The following is a 17,053-nucleotide window of genomic DNA, read 5'->3' on the forward strand; positions in this document are numbered from 1 at the left end:
TCGTCACAGAGACGCTAACCATGCAAGCAACAGCACCCCAGCTAAGTCTTGAACCATCGGGTGCTTAGACCGAGTTCCCGATGGCACCAATACACCGCAACCCAAGATAAGGAGGAACATATGGAGCCACAATCGCCCCGAGCACCACGGATGCCGAGCGCCCCACGAGCGCCGCGCAGTGGAGCTAAAACAGGCGCGGAAATGGAGGAGAGCAGGTACGCCGCGGAGGAGTCTGCGAAGGGGCTTATCGCCGGTTTGGTTGGTCTAGACCGCGCCGATATTATCCGTCGTTCCAACCGAGTCCAGGAGATTCTGGACGATTTTGCCCAGCACGCCCCAAAAGAAGAAGTGTCTTTGGAGCAGCTTAAAGCGGAGGGAGAAAAGGTTGACGCTGAGCTTGATCAGCTAGAGCAAACCCTCGATGAGCGCGCTCAGTCGCGGCGGAAAAAGCAGAATCAAGGTGGCTACCCACCGCAGCCGCCGCGGGAAAAGAAGCCTCGTGTCCCTCGGGTCAAAAACCCGCGATTCACCCCACTTTTCCAGAATGAACCAGAAGAAAAAGACACCAGTAAAGGATGGGAACCAGAACTATGATTACGAAGTCTCAGACCGCTTCGTCGGTAAAAAAGATTGAAGCTCTCCGCCAGGAGCGGGAGCAAAAAGAAGCCGAAGAAGCCAAGAAGGTTGAGGAGTTTAAGCGTCAATTAGGCGAAGTTCTCTACGCCTGCGCTTATGAGCCTTCAAGCAAGTGGTCCAAATTTCGCGGCGGTTCCGTAAGGGAACTGTTCGCAGAAATCGGTATACGGGAGGAAACCTCCTGTGAAGCGTCCGAGGAACACGAGAGCGCACATCGCGGGGCGGACGAAGGAGCCGATGAAGGCTTCGAAGTCGATTCCTCTGACTCTACAGAGTCAGAGGAATCCCCCGCAGGCCCGAAGCACGCGGGCCAGAATGGCCCGCAAGCGTAGGGCCAGAGGGTCGAGGGAGAGAATCTCCCTCGCCAGCGCCACGAGGCACCGGAGGTGCCCGAGTGGCTTGCTGGCCGCCTGTTTGTGAGGGCCGTCTTTGACGGTGGCGAGTACGCCTGAAGATGCGCAGCAGATTCAGGGGGCCGACACCGGAGAAGCGTGACCCTTACAAACAGACTGTGGCCCCGGCTGCGACAAGCAGTTGGGGCCACCCTGCCACAGTAAGCCTGATAAGTAGGAGGTGGATATGCGAGACAAGTTCTCGACATATTCGCGCACCACCGTGCGCCTCGATAAGGATTTAGACCGATTTGTCGAGGAGGTCGCACGGGTCGTAGGGGTGCAAAAGGCCGTCGTGTTCCGGGAAGCTCTCTACGTCCTCGCAGAGGAGGAGAGTGTGCTGACGCAAGAGCGCTTGGCCCCGGACACGCTGCGCCGCCTTGACGAGATGAACGACCAACTGCGGCGGATTGGCGTCAATCTAAACCAGTTGGCTCGCCGCGCGAATATCGACGGCGTGGCCCCCGTGTCTGAGGCTGTAGAGACGATTGGCTCCGAGGTTTCTTCTCTTCGTAAAGAGGTGAAGGACTTTGTCCACAATCAAGATTAACTACAGCCAGGACATCCGCGCGGCAACGGTCTACGCCGTCTATGGAACGGCAGACAATGCCCGCAAGGGTGAGGTGCGAGCTGATGCTTTATGCACGGTTCAACCTAACGCTGAATCTTTTTCGCCACAGGCTACAGCTGGCCGTTGGTCGGGTGTGGACTTCATGGAAGCCAGTGTGGAAGAAATGGAGCGTTATGCTCCGGCTCAGCGCACTGACGAAGCAATTATTTATATCCAATCGTGGGCTAAAGACGAGCTGGATAAGGATGACCCGGCTGATGTAGCTCGGGCTAATGCGGCTGGCTCAGAGCTGGCGATGCGGCTGACGCAGGGCACGGGAGTTCCGTTTACCGTAGCTACGCACACCGACAGTAAAAGCGGCTGTGTCCACAACCATATCGTCTTTGCCAACCACGATACGCAGACGAAGAAGGCTGCACCTCGGGATATGCGCAACTGGTACAAGCTGCGCAATATCAACGACGAGCTGATGCGCGATTTGGGGATGCGTGCCTTGGAGCGGGAGCCGGAAATATCGCTGCTTCCTGCCGAGCGCAGGGCACGCAAGGAGGGCAAGTCCACAGACTCGACGGGCCTGGGCGTGGATGAGCTGACCGCAGCCACGTGGGCTGATTTTGCCCGCAAGCGCATGGATGAGCTGTGCGCGGATGAACGGGTGGCAGATGCTGGCGACCCACTGGAGAAGGCAGTAGAGATTGCTGGCAAATACAACCTGTCTCTAAAGGTGCAGCCCAACTCAAAAACCGAGGGTGAGTCGCTAACCGTGGCCCTGGTCGACGATGACGGAGAGGATGCCTACTTCACGAACACCACGAAGGCCGGGCGTACTCGAAAGCGTAAGGCAGCTAAGGCCGGCTCAAAATTGGGCCGCAGCTACTCGCTAGAGGGCGTGACCGAGCGCGTTAACGAGGCTCAATCAGCCCTTATTGCGCGGCAGCTTGCAGCACTTCAAGCTAATGCAACCGATGATGACGACCTGGAGGCGAAATACGGCTCCAGCCTCCTCGATGACGAGGAGGAAAACTACTATGCACAGGAGGAACCCAATTATGGTTTCAGTGACCCAGATTACACAGATAGCCAAAGAAGCAGCACAGGGCAAGATGGACAGCGCCTGGAAGGTTCTCAGCCCGCGCCTGGACACGGTGGAGAAGTCTATCAAGACGCTGCAGGAGAAACTGAAGAGTCTGCCGGAGAATACAGGGGATATTCTCAGTTCTCTACCCAGCGACTTCTCGACGAGGTTGACGCAAGCGGAAAGCGAATTAAGGAACGTAAAAAGCAATCTCGCCGCGAACAAGAACTACGTGAGCAGCAGTCACTTCCAGATAGCGATGGTGGACGTGCAGCAGATGATCCTGGGTCTGATAAAGAACATCGAGGATCTGCCCAACGGCCTGGAGGGGGTAAAAGGGTACCTAATCGAGATAAGCGAGCAGATGTCGCGTCTCACAAGGATGCAACAGCTGGTACTCAAAGCAGCCGAAAGCCCCATCCATCTCGACAAGGATTCCAGCCAAGCAGTAGCCCAGAGCCTGAATGCTCAGATGACGTCCAGCCTGACTTCTAGCCTGGAACCGCTGGTAGAGGTGGCTGTATCTGAGGCAATGTCGAAAGAGTCTGAAAGCCTGCGCGAGGCAGCAAAAGCCTCTAAGAAGGCTCGCAACGACCTGCTCCAGGAGAAGGAGGCCAACGAAAAGCTGCTGGAAAAGATACGTGCAGAGCGCAAAAAGTACAACGACGACATGGAAAAGTCGAACAGGAACTTTATCAAGGCTTGCCAGTCTGCTTCGTGGATTGCAGCCAGTGTCCTCGTCGTTGCTACTGCACTCGTTGCTGTCGGAGCCTTAGGGAAGGGGCTACTGAGTATGCTCGGCATACCCGACGGCGTGTCTGCCTTGTGGGGTCACGTCCAGGAGGCCAACGGCATCGGCCCAACACTGGGCTGGCTGCTGCTCACCCTTATCGTTATAGGGTTTGTTATAGGGCTTATGGGTTGGATGTTGTCCCAGGCTGCGCCGGGTATTGCTCACTTGGTCGAGGAATATCGTCGCAATCACCCGAGGAAAGAAACGAACCACTAGTGCACCGTAAAAAAGTAAAAGCCCCACAACACAGCGTAGCGGTTAACCGCTACGTTTCTTTTATGCTCTCTCTGGTGCTGTTGCAAAGTTGGGGCAGTAGGAAGGGCGACGTGAAATAGACACAGCCATGGGTATCTTCTCCGGTCGTCATTTCCCCCGTGGCATCATTCTGTGGACAGTAGGTGGTACTGCCGCTACGGGGTAAGCTACCGCGCTCTGGAGGAAATGATGACTTCAGCGGGGCGTGCCGGTCGATCACACCACGATCTACCGCTGGGTCCAGAAATACGCCCCTGAGCTGGACAAGCAAACACGGCGGTACCGACAGGTACCTGACTGGCAAGCTAGTTCCTGGCGGGTGGATGAGACCTATATCCGGGTCGGCGGCAGGTGATGCTACCTCTATCGGGCGATCACCGCCGGTGGCCAGACCCTGGACTTCTACCTCTCTTCGAATCAGAACGTGGCCGCAGCGAAGTGTTTCCTGGCCAAGGCCCTCAAATCCAATGCGTCAGCCGGGTATCTCAGAGTGATCAACGCCGATAAAGCACCTTCCCTTGCCAGGGCAATCGTCGAGTTGAAGTCAGAGGGAATCTGCCCGCCAACAGTGGAACACCGGCAGGTGAAATACCTCAACAACATCCTGGAAGGCGACCATGGTCGGCTGAAGCGGATCCTCGGGCCGAAAGGCGCGTTTAAGAACCGGACATCTGTATATCGGACGTTGAAAGGGATGGGAGGCGATGCACTCAGTGCGGAAAGGGCAAGGCACGATGTTTGCCAACAGGCAACCGAACCCGGACGCGGTAATCGTCAACCAGGTCTTCGAGACGGCCTAACAACGCCCACACGCAGCGGCCATCAGGGAATGAGAAACTGAGTCTTCACTGCTCTCCGCCCAACTTTACAACAGCACCGCTAAAAACAATCGGGAAGCCGACACCTTCACCTGGAATATGATCGCCGACAACTTTTCGACAAAAATTGACTACTGCGGTAGAGCGAAGAAACTTTCGCAACGACATCAAGAAGGCCATTCATGACATTCTGTGTGTGGCCTAACGCTGGAATTACCTCCGATGCTGACCGGTGTCACGTTGATCAAGACATTCACCTCAGTCCGACAGCGGCCGTCTCGTCCAGAACTCGACTAGACAGAACACAGAAGACTAGCGCCCTCCAGCGCGCTTTCTTTTTACCTGAAACCACTTTGCGCTGATCTACCATCACAAATTAAAAGACCAGGTCAGGCTGCGCTGATCTACCATCATCTTGCTAGTTACCCACAGGGGTTTACCTGCGGGTTTACCTATTTTCCCTGGTGGCTTATAATTATATCCCTGTAAATCTATATCCCCAGTCGATCAACCAACAGAACCGGCACATTGTGGGTTACGGTTTATACTCCCGCCTCGCCTTGCGACTCGTTGGGCTGCCGCCCAAATCAAAGATTTGGTTGCCACCAAACAATCCTTATTACGGGTGCGTTGTGAAAGAATCAACAACTAAGATTCACCTACCCATCTTAGAAAGCCATGACCACACCACAGTCTCTAATTACTCGCCTGGCGTCTCCAGACGCCACTGGACGCACTGAAGCTGATATTCAGTCCGACATCAAGACCCTGCTGACTACCGCCGACTTCGACCTAGACACCCCACGGTTGGAAGAACAGGTCGGTGACGGTTCTCGCCGACGAATCGACATCGCCACTGGCGCCACTGTCATCGAAGTAAAGAAACGGCTCACCAATGAGACCGCCGACGCGGACTACATCGACCAACTCGCTGGCTACGTCACCACTCGCATGAGCCAGGATGGTTCCCGCTACAACGGAATCCTCACCGACGGGAAAACCTGGTGGCTATTCGAGCAATCCCCCGCCGATGGCTCCTTCGCCCGGCGCAGCACCTTCGAGCTTGCCCCCGGAGCAACCGGGGTCGGACTTATTGAATGGCTCCAAGCCGTGCTGGCTACTCGGAGCAACATCACCCCCACCCACGCGAACATCGAAAGCCTGCTCGGAGCCTCCTCCCCCGCCTACGGACAGGACGTGGCCTACCTGCTGGATTTGTATGCCCAAGTTCGCACCAACCCCACGGTGGGACTAAAACGCGACCTGTGGGCACGTCTGCTACGCAGTGCGCTGGGTACCGGCTTCGATACGGACAACGACAAACTGTTCATCGACCACACCCTGCTAGTGGTTGAAGCCTCCGTGATCGGTCACGCCGTGATGGAGCTTCCCCTCGACGATCTGCTCCAACACCCCGAGCGCTTGCTTAGCGGTGACGAGTTCCGGCAGGCCGGGATCTACAACGTTATCGAGTCCGGCTTCTTCGACTGGATTCTTCTTGCCGAAGGAGGCCAGCAGTACCTCTCCCGCATCGTGAAACGCATTCAAATGTTCGACTGGTCAGACATTGACCACGATGCGCTGAAAATCCTCTACGAGTCGGTCATCAACGCCGATGTGCGTAAAGGTATGGGCGAGTACTACACCCCCAACTGGTTGGCTGAAGGTGTCACCGCCAAGGTGCTGGATAAACCGTTGGAACAATCCGCCCTCGACCCGGCCTGCGGCTCAGGCACGTTTCTTTTCCAGGCAATCCGGCGGATTATCACTGCCGCCGAAGCCTCCGGGTGGGACTCTCCCACAATCGTCGAGCACGTCCAAAGCCACGTTTTTGGCCTCGACATCCACCCGGTGTCCGTACTTTTGGCCCGTGTAACCTACTTGCTTGCGCTCGGCGAGCACCTCCACGACCGTGGGGACGTGTGGGTACCGGTACACCTGGGGGACTCGATGCAGTGGTACCAACCCGGCGACCACGAGGCAAACGTCGTCACCATCAACACCGAAGGCGTTGACCTAGCCGATGTTCAAAACGCCACCTTGTTCTCCATCGCCCGCACCCTGACCTTCCCCCTAGACTCAATGGGCGACACGGACACCTTCGACCAGCTGGTCACCGCCATGACCGATCGGGCGAAAGAACACACCGACCCCACAGCACCGCGACCCGAGATTAATTCGGTCCTCAAGAAGTTCGGAATCACCCCGAGCAGCAAGGACTACAGCCTACTGGCGGAAACTTTCACTACCCTCTGCGACCTCAATGCCGAAGGCCGCGACAGTATCTGGGGCTTCTACATCCGCAACCAAGTCCGCCCCCTGTGGCTATCCATGCCCAGCAGGCGAGTCGATGTACTCATCGGCAACCCACCGTGGGTGGCCTACCGGTACATGACCCCGGATCTTCAGGAGAAATACCGAGCCTTCGCCAACCGCTACAACCTATGGCACGGCGGTGAAGTCGCTACCCAACAAGACCTGGTGGGACTGTTCATCACCCGCAGTGTCGCCAAGTACCTCAACGACGGTGGAACCTTCGGCTTCGTCACTCCACTGGCTGTCCTGTCGCGGAAAGCCTACGAAGGCTTCCGGGCCGGTCGATGGGGGACGTATCTACGCGGTGAGTTCACCGAAACCTGGGACCTGGACAAGATGCGCCCACGCGGGTTCTTCCCCGTCCCCTCGGCAGTGGTGTTCGGCACGAGGCATACTTTTCATGACCCAACCAAGAGCAGCGAGGAACCCGCTTGCGGGTTCCCTCCCACCAAGAAGGTGCTGTCAGGCCTGCGAGTCCGCAACGACTGGTCGGCCACCTACGAAGCATTGACCGTCACCGAAGCGAAAAACATTGAAATCAGCTCGGCGGATGCAAAAAACTCTGATTACAACGCCACCGTAACGCAGGGGGCCACTATCACTCCACGAATGGTGTTTATGGTCATGGAACAGGATCAAAAAGCTTCTCGTCTTGGCCGCTCCCAGGGAACCACCACAGTGGAGTCCTACCGCACTTCGCTGGAAAAAGAACCGTGGAAGTCCCAACCATCCTGGTCAGCGACCCTGCCCAGCAGGTACATCTTCGACGTTCACCTTGGCTCCACGCTTGTCCCCTTCGGCCTACTGGAGCCGTGGCGAGCCGTATTGCCTATTGATCGACAGCAGTTGATGGACGAGCAGCAGATCAACAACGCGGACAACGGCATACGGGACTGGTGGCGTGACGTCTCCCAACGCTGGGAGGACAACAAAACCAAGCAATCCAAGCTGTCATTGCTGGAGAACTTGGACTACCAGCGCAAGCTATCAAAACAGCTCGACGCCGTCAAACACCGCGTGCTCTACAGCGCATCCGGAAACACTGTCGCTGCTGCTCGAATCGCTGACCCCCGAGCAGTAATCGAACACAAGCTGTACTGGATGCCCGCTAACGGCAAGGAAGAAGCGAGGTACCTTACCGCGATTCTTAACGCGCCGGTAACAACCGAGTTGGTGGCGGTATATCAGTCCCGTGGTTTGTTCGGCGGACGTGATTTCGACAAGAACGTGTGGCGGTTGCCAATCCCGAAATTCGACCCAGCTGACCCACTACACATGCAGCTGGTTGACCTCGCAGCCAAAGCCGAGGAAGTCACAGCCGGGGTGGACGCGGGAACCTACGGTTTCCAGAAACACCGCCGACTTGTGCGCGACGCTCTCGCCAAGGCCGGGATCACCGAGCCAATGAACACAGCCGTGAAAACCCTTCTGGGCGAGGACAACTAGAAAAAGGGGTGTGGTCGCCTGCGGAGCTGCCGCGCCCACACCCCACGTCTTCTGGTGGTTGTAGAAGAAAAAGGGGCGCATCTACTACCACTACAGTATCTCGCTTACTCCGGCTGGCGCCCTGCGTTTTCTGCCCTCACACGCACTCCCACAGAAGCAGCAGTCAGGGTAATTATGAAGATGACCGCCAAGGCGAGCAAAACGCCGATTTTTATCTTCTGCACTTTATCCATAGCGCCATTATTCAGAATAAAACCCAATCGCGCGGGAAGTTTCCCCGTTTTCGAAGAAATCTCCTCCAAGCCTAAAAGCGCCCTCAGAGACCTGATTTTCTACTTTATGCGCGTAGTGGGAAACGCGCGTATCCCTCTCGCGGAGCGCTTCTTATTTCTCGGTAGAACTATATGTAATTAAACATATGCTAAAGCATATGTTGAGGCATACGGCGGGACATATGTTGCGCCACAAGGCAGGCCTGACGACTGCGTATAGCTTGATAGGCGGCTTTACTCCCGCAGTATGGCAACTTCGCTTTGACGCCTTCGGTTACTTGCCTTTATGTTTGGCCTTCTTTTTAGCGGCACGGATCTGAAATTTCCGTTGTGCTTCTTCGCGCCGAGCGATCCGCGAAGCTTTCTTCTTGTTTGCGTTAGCTAATTCGAAATTTAATTTTGTTGCTTCTTGGGCTTTCGAGGACACCCCTGCGGTCTTGCGTTGCTCCTTATTGACTTTCCGCTGCAGGCGTTTGGGATTTCCTCGCTGTGGCTCTTCAATAGCGCCAGGTATAGGTACGGAACGATGGGCCCGTTTGACTAGGGAAGAACCATTGACGAGTAACCACTCATAGAGTTCGGCATTATTAGGTTCTGGACCGAAAACTACACGGACGGCGCGGAGCTGGTTGTTGCTGGAAGTCTCGTAGACTCCGCACCAAAATTGACCATCGTGGAAAAGGGTGAATTGAGCAGGCAAAGTTGTCTCCAGGTACGCTAAAGCGGACCTGACGACGCTGGATTCCTTAGCTTTCATGAGAGCAAGAGCTAAAGCGACGGATAGCACTAGCTAGTGCTATCGCTCAGACTTCCTACTGAGACTGTGCGTTTTGCGCATCAGGATCTTACGAGAGGTAACACTAACACACCCTAACTCTTGTGCAGTACACAAGCCGTGCGCGCCCTCCCGATAAGATGAGCGCCAGCCCGAGAAAGGAGAAGAGGAATGTATATAATCATCGTCCTGGCTGCATTGGTGTGTGCCGCCGTCCTGGCCGTCCAGACCGTCCGCCGCGAACAGCCGCAAAACCGTATGCGCTTCGCTGCGATTGGAGGCGGAACCAGCGCGGTAATGATCCTGGGTGCTTATCTCATCTTCACCCTCGCGGAGCTGCCGTTAATTGTTACCGCACTTATCGTGTCCCTCGGCTTGCTGGCCTTGTGGGTTCTCATGTTTGCCGCCGGTCTATCTGAAAGGATAAGCAGGTAGAGATAGTTCTGTCGTACATATGCTAAAACATATGTATTGCCATATGGTTAAACATATGGCAAGCGCTGTGGGGCGTATATTCACCCGCCCCACAGCGGTAGCTATGCGTTTTTCAACGCCCGATACACCGTAGGGCTTGAACGGAATTCGTGTAGGCGCAATCAGGGGCTATAAAGTATCGCATTACTTGCATCCAAACCTGTACATTCAGAGAATTGCCTTGGACTGGCGGTAACAGGTACCAGATATGCGTTCGTAAAATTCGCGCGCGTTAATGTCGCTCCACGAAGGTCTGACTCGCTAAGAATTGCGTTCGTAAAATCTGCGTCGGTGAAATCTGCCGATTTCAAGTTAGCCCATGCCACCATGGAGCCGCGAAACGAGCATCCTTTGCATATGCTTCCTTCGAGATTGATATCCGTCAGGTCATAGTTGGACATATCTTTCCCGGAAATGTCTTTCCCAGCGAGCTCCGTGGCCCACGATTGAGGCATCGTTTTGTACATTTGCTATTTAATCTGCGGTGAATTGATAATCCATTGCGGGCAACGGCCTTGGTAGCCAAGGCAGTGGGTGGTTACAACTCCGTAAGGTTTGCCGTCCCTTATCTTGTTGAAACCAACCACCGTTAATATGTCTGTGGTTTCAACTTTCCGGCACTTCTTAAAAGGTCCCCAACCTGAGCAGGAAATATGATCCATGGGCAGGCGATATTCATAGCGGTCGCCGGAGCGCTTAATTTTTGGCGCATATTTTGTTGAAGCTTGTGAAGCACGAATGGATAGACCGTGTTTGTTCTGGTTTTTCGCCCGAGCCTTCTCCCGAAGGTAAACCAGCTTTCCATTCTTATCCGTCCACTGCGACACGATAGTGTAAGGGCCTTTATTTCCAAAGAAAGATAATTCCGAGTCGACAGAAGTGTCGAAGTTCTTCGAAGCGGCAGCTTCTGACAAGATTTCCTCCGCTGTAGAGTCATAGCTTTCCACTGTTCCTGGGATTACCCCGAAATCTTCTGTAGGGGCAGAGGTAGATGCATTGGCAGCTGGTTAAGACAAATTAGCCATTAGAAGTAGAGCAGCCATTGTCTTGCCTAGTGCGTTTTTGGTCCAGTATTTCCGCATGATAGAGTCTCCCACTCGTAGAAAATTACTTATCCTAAAAGTACCTTCTCTAATTAACGAAGGGAATGCTCATATGCGTGATATGAAATACAAACTGGATGAGTGGCCAATCTGTATCGCGAGAGTTTCGTAACAGGAGAACAATCTGTGCGGAATAACTTCCCTACATATCGGGCATGTGCCAAGAGGGTGTTTTAGCGTATTTTCTGCCGTATGGCGGGACTGACAGGTGCGCAGATTTACCGATACGACTGCACCGCCCTAGGCGTTTTTCAACGCCCGATACACCGTAGGGCGAGTCACCCCGAATTCCCGCGCCAAGGCTGCTTTCGACTCCCCCGCCAGTGTGCGCCGCTTAATCTCCGCTACCTGTTCTGTGCTTAGAGCTGGTTTGCGGCCTTTGTACTTGCCTGCCTTTTTCGCCAGCGCAATCCCCTCCGCCTGCCGCTCGCGGATAATGGCCCGCTCAAACTCCGCAAACGAACCCAAAATACCGAGCATTAAATCCGCGCGTGGATCCGTGGTGTCTTTCGCAAACGCGAGATTCTCATGCAGGAAAGTAACAGTTACACCTTTGCCGGTAAGTTCATCGACAATCCCGCGCAGATCCGTCAGCGATCGGGCGAGGCGGTCAATCGATGAGACGACGAGTTCGTCACCGTCGCGCACATACGCCATACACTCACCCAGCCCTGGGCGCGCAGTCTTGGTGCGGCCGGAAATTTTATCTTCAAAGAACCGGTCAATCCTGCCAGAAGCATTGAGTAGTTCTTTCTGGCGCTGATTATTCTGCTCCACCGTCGAGACACGGATATAGCCCACCCGCTGCCCACGCGAACCAGAGCTTTTGGCCATTAGTCTTCGCCCCGCGAGGGCGTAAAGGCAGCATTCTCCTGTTCTATGACCGCATCACGATACGACTCAATTGCATCCGTGAGGGCATAAAGCTGAATGCCGTCGAGAGCGTCAGCGTCAGCGTCAGCAAGTAAAGACTTCACAATCCTGCCCAACGCCTGCTGCCCCGACGAAAGTCCACCATGCAGATCTTTCACCCGCGCCAACGCGGGCACTTCGTCAATATGACTTTCAATATGGAAACCATCAGGCGACAACACCATACTCACCACTTTCTGTAAACATAAGGCCTAGACCCCACTATGCACATGTAAAACAATGCTAGGAATGACCCTATTTTACAGGAAACACTCTGCCCCAGACCGGCGTAACAATAGGGTGTACGTGGGCCGACGTGGATCTTCGACTTCGTTGCCTTCAGGGTCGATCAACGTTGAGACGAAGGGTGCGTCATCGGATGGCGGGACGAAGGCACCGTATCGGAAGTAGACAGGCCCTGATCTCCATCGCTTGTCTGAGAGGATATACGGTCCTTCACCTCCAGCGAGGAGACCGTTAAGTTCGTCGAGAGCGAATGCGAACTCCTCGTCGGAGCTGGGATAGACAGTGAGGAACTTCCCCGCGAAAGACACATCTGTCGAGGGACTCACAGCTGCATTGCATGCGGTAATTGACGGTGGGATGGTGATCGATCCGCGCGTCGCGAAGGCAGCGATGCGAACTAAAGACTCCCGAGATGAGCCTCTGGCGATACTCACTCGCGGTGAACGCATAGTGGCCGAACTCGTCGCCCGTGGGCTGACGAACCCCGAGATCGCCGAAACTCTTGTTCTCGCCGAAGGAACCGTCAAGAACCATGTTTCGGCCCTCCTGCGGAAACTCGATGCGAGAGACCGCACAGCCTTGGCCCTCACGTTGTACAAAGCCCTAGGCGACTGACCTCAGGGCTACAAGCCTTGCAGCGCGCCTCGGCTGCCTATGCATGAGAACGAAACTCCTGGAGCGTCCAGGAAAGACGCGCTCCGGAGCGTTCCTCGCCGAGACAGACCCGTACAGTGTCATTAGTTCGCCGGTGGTTTGCCCCAGTCAGGGCGCTTGGTTAGGTGCCACGACCCGCACGAGGGGCATTCGTAGATCCGCAGCGGCCCTGCCCGTCGCGACCGTTTCAGTGCTACATGCACGGCGTCATCATAGTGCTCGTATTCGCGTTTACCAGTTTCGGAGCACAGTACGCGTTCGACTGGCGGCTTCTTCGACCTCCTCCGATGGTGCTTCATCACACAATGATTCTAAACTTCAGGTGTAACTGGCTCCTGTAGGTGACTGATGATGGTGGCAGTAACTACGAGCGCTGCGGCACCGAAGACTCCACCGGCGACCGCGACGGCTGTGTGGAAGCCTGTGAGGAACGCTCCACTGGCGACCATTTCGCCGAAGACTGCGACGCCGACGACGCTGCCGGTCTGGCGGGCGGCATTGATGACTCCTCCTGCAATGCCGACATGTTCCGGCGGGGCCGAGGCCACTGCGGCCGAGGTCGCGGCCGGCATCGCGAAGGCCATCCCGAATCCAGCTGTGAAGGTCAACACCGCGACCACCACGTAAGGGGTTTCTGCGGTGAGCAGCACGAGGCTGCTGAAGCCGATCGTGCCGACTACCAGGCCGGTGAGCATGGTGGGGAACGCGCCCCACCGGGCGACGGCACGGCCGCCCAGCGGTGACGCGACCACGGCGCTGCACGCCTGTGGTGCCAGCGCGAGGCCTGCCAGCCACGGCTCGTATCCCAGGTACTGCTGGAAGAAGAGGGAGAGCACGAAGAGTTGTCCGAAGAAGCTGATGTTGAGCGCGAGCCCTACCATTGCGGCCACGGAGAACCGGGCACGAGTGAACGAGGCCATCGGCAGCATCGGGTCCGGGTGTCGTCGCTCTGCGATGATGAACAGGGCGAGGAAGACGCCCCCGGCGATCAGCGCGGCTACCTGCCAGGGTGACCATCCGTGTTCGCCTGCGGTGATGACTGCATAGGTTACTGCCACCAGCGTGAGCACGGAGAGCACCTGTCCGGGTAGGTCCACCCGTCTCGCGCGACTGCCCGTGAGCGCGGGAATTGCCCACAAGGTGAGCAGACAGCCGATAGCGACGATGGGGAGGTTGACCCAGAACACCGCCCGCCACCCGATCGTCGACACCAGCGCTCCGCCCAGGACCGGTCCGATCGCGGCGGCAACACCTCCTGCGCCGCCCCACAGCCCGATGGCGCGTGCTCGTTCCTTCGGATCGTCGTACACAGCCGACAGCAATGCCAGAGAGCCCGGCACGATCGCTGCCGCGCCCACGCCCTGGACGGCGCGACCAGCGACGAGGAACCCGCCTGTGGGAGCGAGGGCGCACACGGCCGAGAGTACAGCAAAGACCACCAGGCCAGCGAGGTAGACCCTGCGGGCCCCGAGACGGTCGCATGCGGCCCCAGCTGTGAGAAGGAACGCGGCGAACACGAGGGTGTAAGCGTCGACGACCCACTGCAGTGAGCCCACCGTCGTGTCGAGGTCAGTGCCGATCTCGGCGAGGGCGACATTGACGATGGTCGTATCGAGCATGACGATGAAGAAACCGAGGAGGGTCGCGACCAGCGCCGTGCGCCGATGCGCGGTCATACGCGAGACTCCAGCGAAGCCTCGGCGGGCGGGTGGCCGAAGTAGGTGCGCTTGCTCAGGTCTTGATCCCAGGTCCGGTAGGACCGGTCCATCACATAGTCGCAGCCGTCCATGAACTCTTCAGCCGTGTCCGGGGTGATGCCCTCGGGGAAGACATCGATGTGGGCATCCCCGGTCAGTGCGAAGACCTGCTCCGCGACGACTTCGGCCTTGTTGCGGCCGATCGTGTCTCGCCCGGCGCCGTACTGGCGTTGCACGTTAGTCAGGTCGAAGTGGTCGGGATCGGCCAGTTTCAGGTTGAGTGCGCCCATGCGCACCAGGCGGGCGGCTGCGGCACCGCCGATGCCCCCGGTGCCGACGATGCCGATCACGGCATCGCGCAACCGTGCTTGGCGTTCACGCTGTTCCTCGGTGGTGTCGCCGAGCCAACCCAGGTTGCGGTCAACGCGTTCCCAGTAGAAGTCCTCATCGTAGTGCCCGCGTAGCCGTTGGCGGTCCCCGTTCATCGCGATCGCTCCCTTCGTCTCCTGATGCAATGAATCTGGTGAGTTCAGACTATGCCTGCGATTGTTCGGTCGTCACCGAACAGTTCCGGGTGCACACTGGAGGCATGGTTGCGCGCGTGTTTCCTGAAGCGGTCCCGGATATCTCGACAGTCGCGTCGGCTCTGGCTGACTCGTCGCGGGCGGCCATGTGTGCTGCGCTCATGGACGGGCGGGCCTGGACGGTTGGTGAACTGGGCAGGTACGCGGGCCTGGCCCGGTCGACGGCGAGCGAGCATGTTGACGTGCTCGTCACCCACGGTCTCGTCCACGACATTCGGCAGGGCCGGCACCGCTACATTCGCCTGGCCGGGGAAGACATCGCACGAGTGGTCGAGAGCCTTGGCGTGGTCGCCCGCTCGCCCCTGCCCACTCCTCACAGCCTCAGCGCGTCACGGGCGAATGCGAACCTACGTGAAGGCCGCACCTGTTATCAGCACCTCGCCGGTAAGCTCGGGGTGCGCCTGGCTGAACAACTGGAAGAGCACGAGTTCATCGACTCGCACTGTCAGGTCACTAATCAAGGTCATCGCTTGTTCATACAGTGGGGTGTGCCCCCGAAGATGCTCGACACGGGCAGGTCGTGCATGGACTCCACCGAACGCCGCTTCCACCTCGCCGGCCCTCTCGGCACGGGAATCTGCAAGACTCTGCTGGATAAGGAATGGCTTTCCCGCAGGGGTCGTACCCGGGCCGTGCGTCTCACTCCCGCCGGGCGGGCAGCGCTCAACGACGCGGGGATCTCCCTCAATGGGCCCGAACCCAGGAAAGTGGACACGGGGATTTAATCACGATGCGATAGTAAGTGTAGCTAACCCGGCGTCTTCGAAGGCGTTCAGTGAGCGGTAACCTCACCATGAATGCAATCGTTTGGTGTTGTACCGCGTGCACCACCGAAACACATCCTGGCGGCAGGCCAACTGACTAGTGAAAACAGACTCATCCTGCAGGACTTCCCGCTTCAACGAGGCGTTGAACGACTCCGCCAACGAGTTGTCCGCACTCGTCCCGATCGCGCCCATCGACTGGGTGACACCGAAGCGCACGCATAGTCTCCGGTACTGATCAGAGGTATAAACACTGCCGTGATCCGAGTGGAAGATCGCCCCGTCTAGGCTCCCGCGAACCTTCCGGGCCATCGTCAGGACTTCTTCAACCAACTCGGTGCGCATGTGATCAGCGATCGCAAACCCCGTCAACTGCCGCGAATAGCAGTCGATAACCGTGGCCAGGTACATATTCGACCCGTCCGCGATCGGCAGGTACGTGATGTCGCCGACGTAGACCGCGTTCGGCCTGTCCGCAGTGAACCGGCGTTGCAGCAGATCCGGAAACCTCGGGGCCCGTTTACTCGACGTCGTCGTTTTCACCCGGCGTTTCCTGGTGAAACCAAAAAGGCCCATCTGCCGCATCAGCCGGGCGGTGCGCTTGTGATTGAGACGGCCGCCCTTGCCCCGGTCGTTGACGGGATCGGAGTTGATCGCCGCAGTCACTCGTTTCGCGCCGTAGCAGCCGTTCTCGGCGTTGAAGGTGGTCTTGATCTGCGCTCCCAGCACCGCGTCATCGACGAGGCGTTGCCGGCGGGCAGGGGCAGCTGATTTCCAGGCGTAGTAAGAGGACCGATTGATTTTCAGGACCTGGCATAACCGCTTGACCTCGTAGAGGTCTCGATGGTCGTCAACGAACCGGAAGCGGTTCACCAGTTCGTCTCTTCCGCGAAATACTTGGCCGCCTTACGAAGGATTTCTCGTTCCTCGCGGAGTTTGGCGTTTTCGCGTTCCAGTACGCGGATGCGCTCGGCGTCCGACAGTCCTGAGGCAGCGGTGGCGGAGTCAGGCAGCGGTGGCGGAGTCCGACGCGGCGATGAGGCTGGCGACTTTCTCACCGTTGGCATTGGTTTTGGTGCGTGTGCCGAAGGCATCGAGCCAGCTGCGCAGCGAGTTGCGGGTGACCCCGAGATCGGAGGCGATCGCGTTGATCGTTGCTCCGGGAGTCGACTCGTACAACGAGACTGCGTCATGCTTGAACCGCTCGGTGTAGGTCTTGCGTGGCATGGTGGAAAGGTACCTCACTTCCCCAGCGACATGCTGGTTTCAG

18 protein-coding genes and 2 pseudogenes are annotated in these 17,053 nt (G+C 57.2%); 10 read left to right on the plus strand and 10 right to left on the minus strand.

Annotated features, from left to right (window positions below; all coding sequences use genetic code 11):
- Positions 1 to 201 precede the first annotated feature (201 nt).
- The 7 genes and pseudogenes from I6I12_RS09445 (at position 202) to I6I12_RS09475 (ending at position 8,302) form a co-directional block, all read left to right on the plus strand.
- Positions 202 to 594, plus strand: coding sequence for a hypothetical protein (locus tag I6I12_RS09445; RefSeq protein WP_005322336.1), 393 nt, complete (start codon positions 202 to 204; stop codon positions 592 to 594).
- Entirely contained in the window at positions 591 to 968 is a 378-nt protein-coding gene (locus tag I6I12_RS09450) for a hypothetical protein (RefSeq protein WP_115598892.1), read from the plus strand. Before I6I12_RS09445 ends, I6I12_RS09450 begins: the two co-directional genes overlap by 4 nt.
- A gap of 247 nt (positions 969 to 1,215) precedes the next feature.
- A complete protein-coding gene (locus I6I12_RS09455) occupies positions 1,216 to 1,578 on the plus strand; it encodes a MobC family plasmid mobilization relaxosome protein (protein WP_200288016.1) in 363 nt (120 codons plus the stop codon).
- Entirely contained in the window at positions 1,559 to 3,169 is a 1,611-nt protein-coding gene (locus I6I12_RS09460; protein ID WP_200288018.1) for a relaxase/mobilization nuclease domain-containing protein, read from the plus strand. Before I6I12_RS09455 ends, I6I12_RS09460 begins: the two co-directional genes overlap by 20 nt.
- Positions 3,147 to 3,683 carry a hypothetical protein gene (locus tag I6I12_RS09465; protein WP_234288116.1) on the plus strand — a complete coding sequence of 179 codons (537 nt, stop codon included), beginning with the start codon at positions 3,147 to 3,149 and terminating at the stop codon, positions 3,681 to 3,683. The genes I6I12_RS09460 and I6I12_RS09465 overlap by 23 nt, the downstream gene beginning before the upstream one ends.
- A gap of 127 nt (positions 3,684 to 3,810) precedes the next feature.
- Positions 3,811 to 4,522: pseudogene (locus I6I12_RS09470) on the plus strand (IS6 family transposase).
- 696 nt (positions 4,523 to 5,218) lie between these two features.
- Positions 5,219 to 8,302, plus strand: coding sequence for an N-6 DNA methylase (locus I6I12_RS09475; RefSeq protein ID WP_200288020.1), 3,084 nt, complete (start codon positions 5,219 to 5,221; stop codon positions 8,300 to 8,302).
- Positions 8,303 to 8,406: 104 nt separating this feature from the next.
- Here the strand turns inward: I6I12_RS09475 and I6I12_RS12085 are convergent, their stop codons facing one another.
- On the minus strand, positions 8,407 to 8,535 hold the full coding sequence (locus tag I6I12_RS12085; protein ID WP_267908696.1) for a hypothetical protein: 129 nt from the start codon (positions 8,533 to 8,535) through the stop codon (positions 8,407 to 8,409).
- A gap of 313 nt (positions 8,536 to 8,848) precedes the next feature.
- The gene (locus I6I12_RS09480; RefSeq protein ID WP_200288022.1) at positions 8,849 to 9,331 is read right to left on the minus strand and encodes a YjdF family protein; all 483 of its coding nucleotides are present in this window, start codon (positions 9,329 to 9,331) and stop codon (positions 8,849 to 8,851) included.
- Between the two features lie 189 nt (positions 9,332 to 9,520).
- On the opposite strand from I6I12_RS09480, the gene I6I12_RS09485 reads away from it, so the two are divergent.
- Positions 9,521 to 9,784 (plus strand): hypothetical protein, encoded by a 264-nt coding sequence (locus I6I12_RS09485; RefSeq protein ID WP_200288024.1) that lies wholly within the window; start codon positions 9,521 to 9,523, stop codon positions 9,782 to 9,784.
- A gap of 161 nt (positions 9,785 to 9,945) precedes the next feature.
- On the opposite strand, the gene I6I12_RS12155 is transcribed toward I6I12_RS09485, so the two are convergent.
- The 5 genes from I6I12_RS12155 to I6I12_RS12185 all read right to left on the minus strand — a co-directional run bounded on the left by I6I12_RS12155 (position 9,946) and on the right by I6I12_RS12185 (position 12,410).
- On the minus strand, positions 9,946 to 10,290 hold the full coding sequence (locus I6I12_RS12155) for a pentapeptide repeat-containing protein (protein ID WP_049358518.1): 345 nt from the start codon (positions 10,288 to 10,290) through the stop codon (positions 9,946 to 9,948).
- A gap of 3 nt (positions 10,291 to 10,293) precedes the next feature.
- Positions 10,294 to 10,770, minus strand: coding sequence for a hypothetical protein (locus I6I12_RS09495; protein ID WP_200288026.1), 477 nt, complete (start codon positions 10,768 to 10,770; stop codon positions 10,294 to 10,296).
- Positions 10,771 to 11,166: 396 nt separating this feature from the next.
- Positions 11,167 to 11,760, minus strand: coding sequence for a recombinase family protein (locus tag I6I12_RS09500; RefSeq protein ID WP_200288028.1), 594 nt, complete (start codon positions 11,758 to 11,760; stop codon positions 11,167 to 11,169).
- Positions 11,760 to 12,023 carry a hypothetical protein gene (locus tag I6I12_RS09505; protein WP_200289077.1) on the minus strand — a complete coding sequence of 88 codons (264 nt, stop codon included), beginning with the start codon at positions 12,021 to 12,023 and terminating at the stop codon, positions 11,760 to 11,762. The genes I6I12_RS09500 and I6I12_RS09505 overlap by 1 nt, the downstream gene beginning before the upstream one ends.
- A gap of 75 nt (positions 12,024 to 12,098) precedes the next feature.
- Entirely contained in the window at positions 12,099 to 12,410 is a 312-nt protein-coding gene (locus I6I12_RS12185; RefSeq protein ID WP_489884470.1) for a class III lanthionine synthetase LanKC N-terminal domain-containing protein, read from the minus strand.
- Here I6I12_RS12185 and I6I12_RS09510 point away from each other — a divergent pair.
- Entirely contained in the window at positions 12,367 to 12,699 is a 333-nt protein-coding gene (locus tag I6I12_RS09510) for a response regulator transcription factor (protein ID WP_234288117.1), read from the plus strand. The genes I6I12_RS12185 and I6I12_RS09510 overlap by 44 nt on opposite strands.
- A gap of 350 nt (positions 12,700 to 13,049) precedes the next feature.
- Here I6I12_RS09510 and I6I12_RS09515 read toward each other — a convergent pair whose 3' ends face one another.
- Together I6I12_RS09515 and I6I12_RS09520 are read right to left on the minus strand one after the other, a co-directional pair.
- Positions 13,050 to 14,414, minus strand: coding sequence for an MFS transporter (locus I6I12_RS09515; protein WP_200288030.1), 1,365 nt, complete (start codon positions 14,412 to 14,414; stop codon positions 13,050 to 13,052).
- The gene (locus I6I12_RS09520; RefSeq protein WP_234288118.1) at positions 14,411 to 14,920 is read right to left on the minus strand and encodes a ThiF family adenylyltransferase; all 510 of its coding nucleotides are present in this window, start codon (positions 14,918 to 14,920) and stop codon (positions 14,411 to 14,413) included. The genes I6I12_RS09515 and I6I12_RS09520 overlap by 4 nt, the downstream gene beginning before the upstream one ends.
- 29 nt (positions 14,921 to 14,949) lie before the next feature.
- On the opposite strand from I6I12_RS09520, the gene I6I12_RS09525 reads away from it, so the two are divergent.
- Positions 14,950 to 15,744 (plus strand): ArsR/SmtB family transcription factor, encoded by a 795-nt coding sequence (locus tag I6I12_RS09525; RefSeq protein ID WP_023025228.1) that lies wholly within the window; start codon positions 14,950 to 14,952, stop codon positions 15,742 to 15,744.
- On the opposite strand, the pseudogene I6I12_RS09530 reads toward I6I12_RS09525, so the two are convergent.
- A pseudogene (locus I6I12_RS09530) lies at positions 15,745 to 17,010 on the minus strand (IS3 family transposase). It abuts the gene before it with no gap.
- Between the last annotated feature and the right edge of the window lie 43 nt (positions 17,011 to 17,053).

Origin of the sequence: Corynebacterium kefirresidentii (genome assembly GCF_016599755.1) — a bacterium.
In the GTDB taxonomy this organism is placed as follows: Bacteria; Actinomycetota; Actinomycetes; order Mycobacteriales; family Mycobacteriaceae; genus Corynebacterium; species Corynebacterium kefirresidentii.

What these genes read in the sequence shown, in the direction of transcription:
- I6I12_RS09515 (WP_200288030.1), bottom strand. Translation starts at nt 14,414, where the DNA reads ATGACCGCGCATCGGCGCACGGCGCTGGTCGCGACCCTCCTCGGTTTC.
- I6I12_RS09445 (WP_005322336.1), top strand. Translation starts at nt 202, where the DNA reads ATGGAGGAGAGCAGGTACGCCGCGGAGGAGTCTGCGAAGGGGCTTATC.
- I6I12_RS09475 (WP_200288020.1), top strand. Translation starts at nt 5,219, where the DNA reads ATGACCACACCACAGTCTCTAATTACTCGCCTGGCGTCTCCAGACGCC.
- I6I12_RS09465 (WP_234288116.1), top strand. Translation starts at nt 3,147, where the DNA reads ATGACGTCCAGCCTGACTTCTAGCCTGGAACCGCTGGTAGAGGTGGCT.
- I6I12_RS09525 (WP_023025228.1), top strand. Translation starts at nt 14,950, where the DNA reads ATGAATCTGGTGAGTTCAGACTATGCCTGCGATTGTTCGGTCGTCACC.
- I6I12_RS09500 (WP_200288028.1), bottom strand. Translation starts at nt 11,760, where the DNA reads ATGGCCAAAAGCTCTGGTTCGCGTGGGCAGCGGGTGGGCTATATCCGT.
- I6I12_RS09450 (WP_115598892.1), top strand. Translation starts at nt 591, where the DNA reads ATGATTACGAAGTCTCAGACCGCTTCGTCGGTAAAAAAGATTGAAGCT.
- I6I12_RS09485 (WP_200288024.1), top strand. Translation starts at nt 9,521, where the DNA reads ATGTATATAATCATCGTCCTGGCTGCATTGGTGTGTGCCGCCGTCCTG.
- I6I12_RS09505 (WP_200289077.1), bottom strand. Translation starts at nt 12,023, where the DNA reads ATGGTGTTGTCGCCTGATGGTTTCCATATTGAAAGTCATATTGACGAA.
- I6I12_RS09520 (WP_234288118.1), bottom strand. Translation starts at nt 14,920, where the DNA reads ATGAACGGGGACCGCCAACGGCTACGCGGGCACTACGATGAGGACTTC.
- I6I12_RS09455 (WP_200288016.1), top strand. Translation starts at nt 1,216, where the DNA reads ATGCGAGACAAGTTCTCGACATATTCGCGCACCACCGTGCGCCTCGAT.
- I6I12_RS09480 (WP_200288022.1), bottom strand. Translation starts at nt 9,331, where the DNA reads ATGAAAGCTAAGGAATCCAGCGTCGTCAGGTCCGCTTTAGCGTACCTG.
- I6I12_RS12085 (WP_267908696.1), bottom strand. Translation starts at nt 8,535, where the DNA reads ATGGATAAAGTGCAGAAGATAAAAATCGGCGTTTTGCTCGCCTTGGCG.
- I6I12_RS12155 (WP_049358518.1), bottom strand. Translation starts at nt 10,290, where the DNA reads ATGTACAAAACGATGCCTCAATCGTGGGCCACGGAGCTCGCTGGGAAA.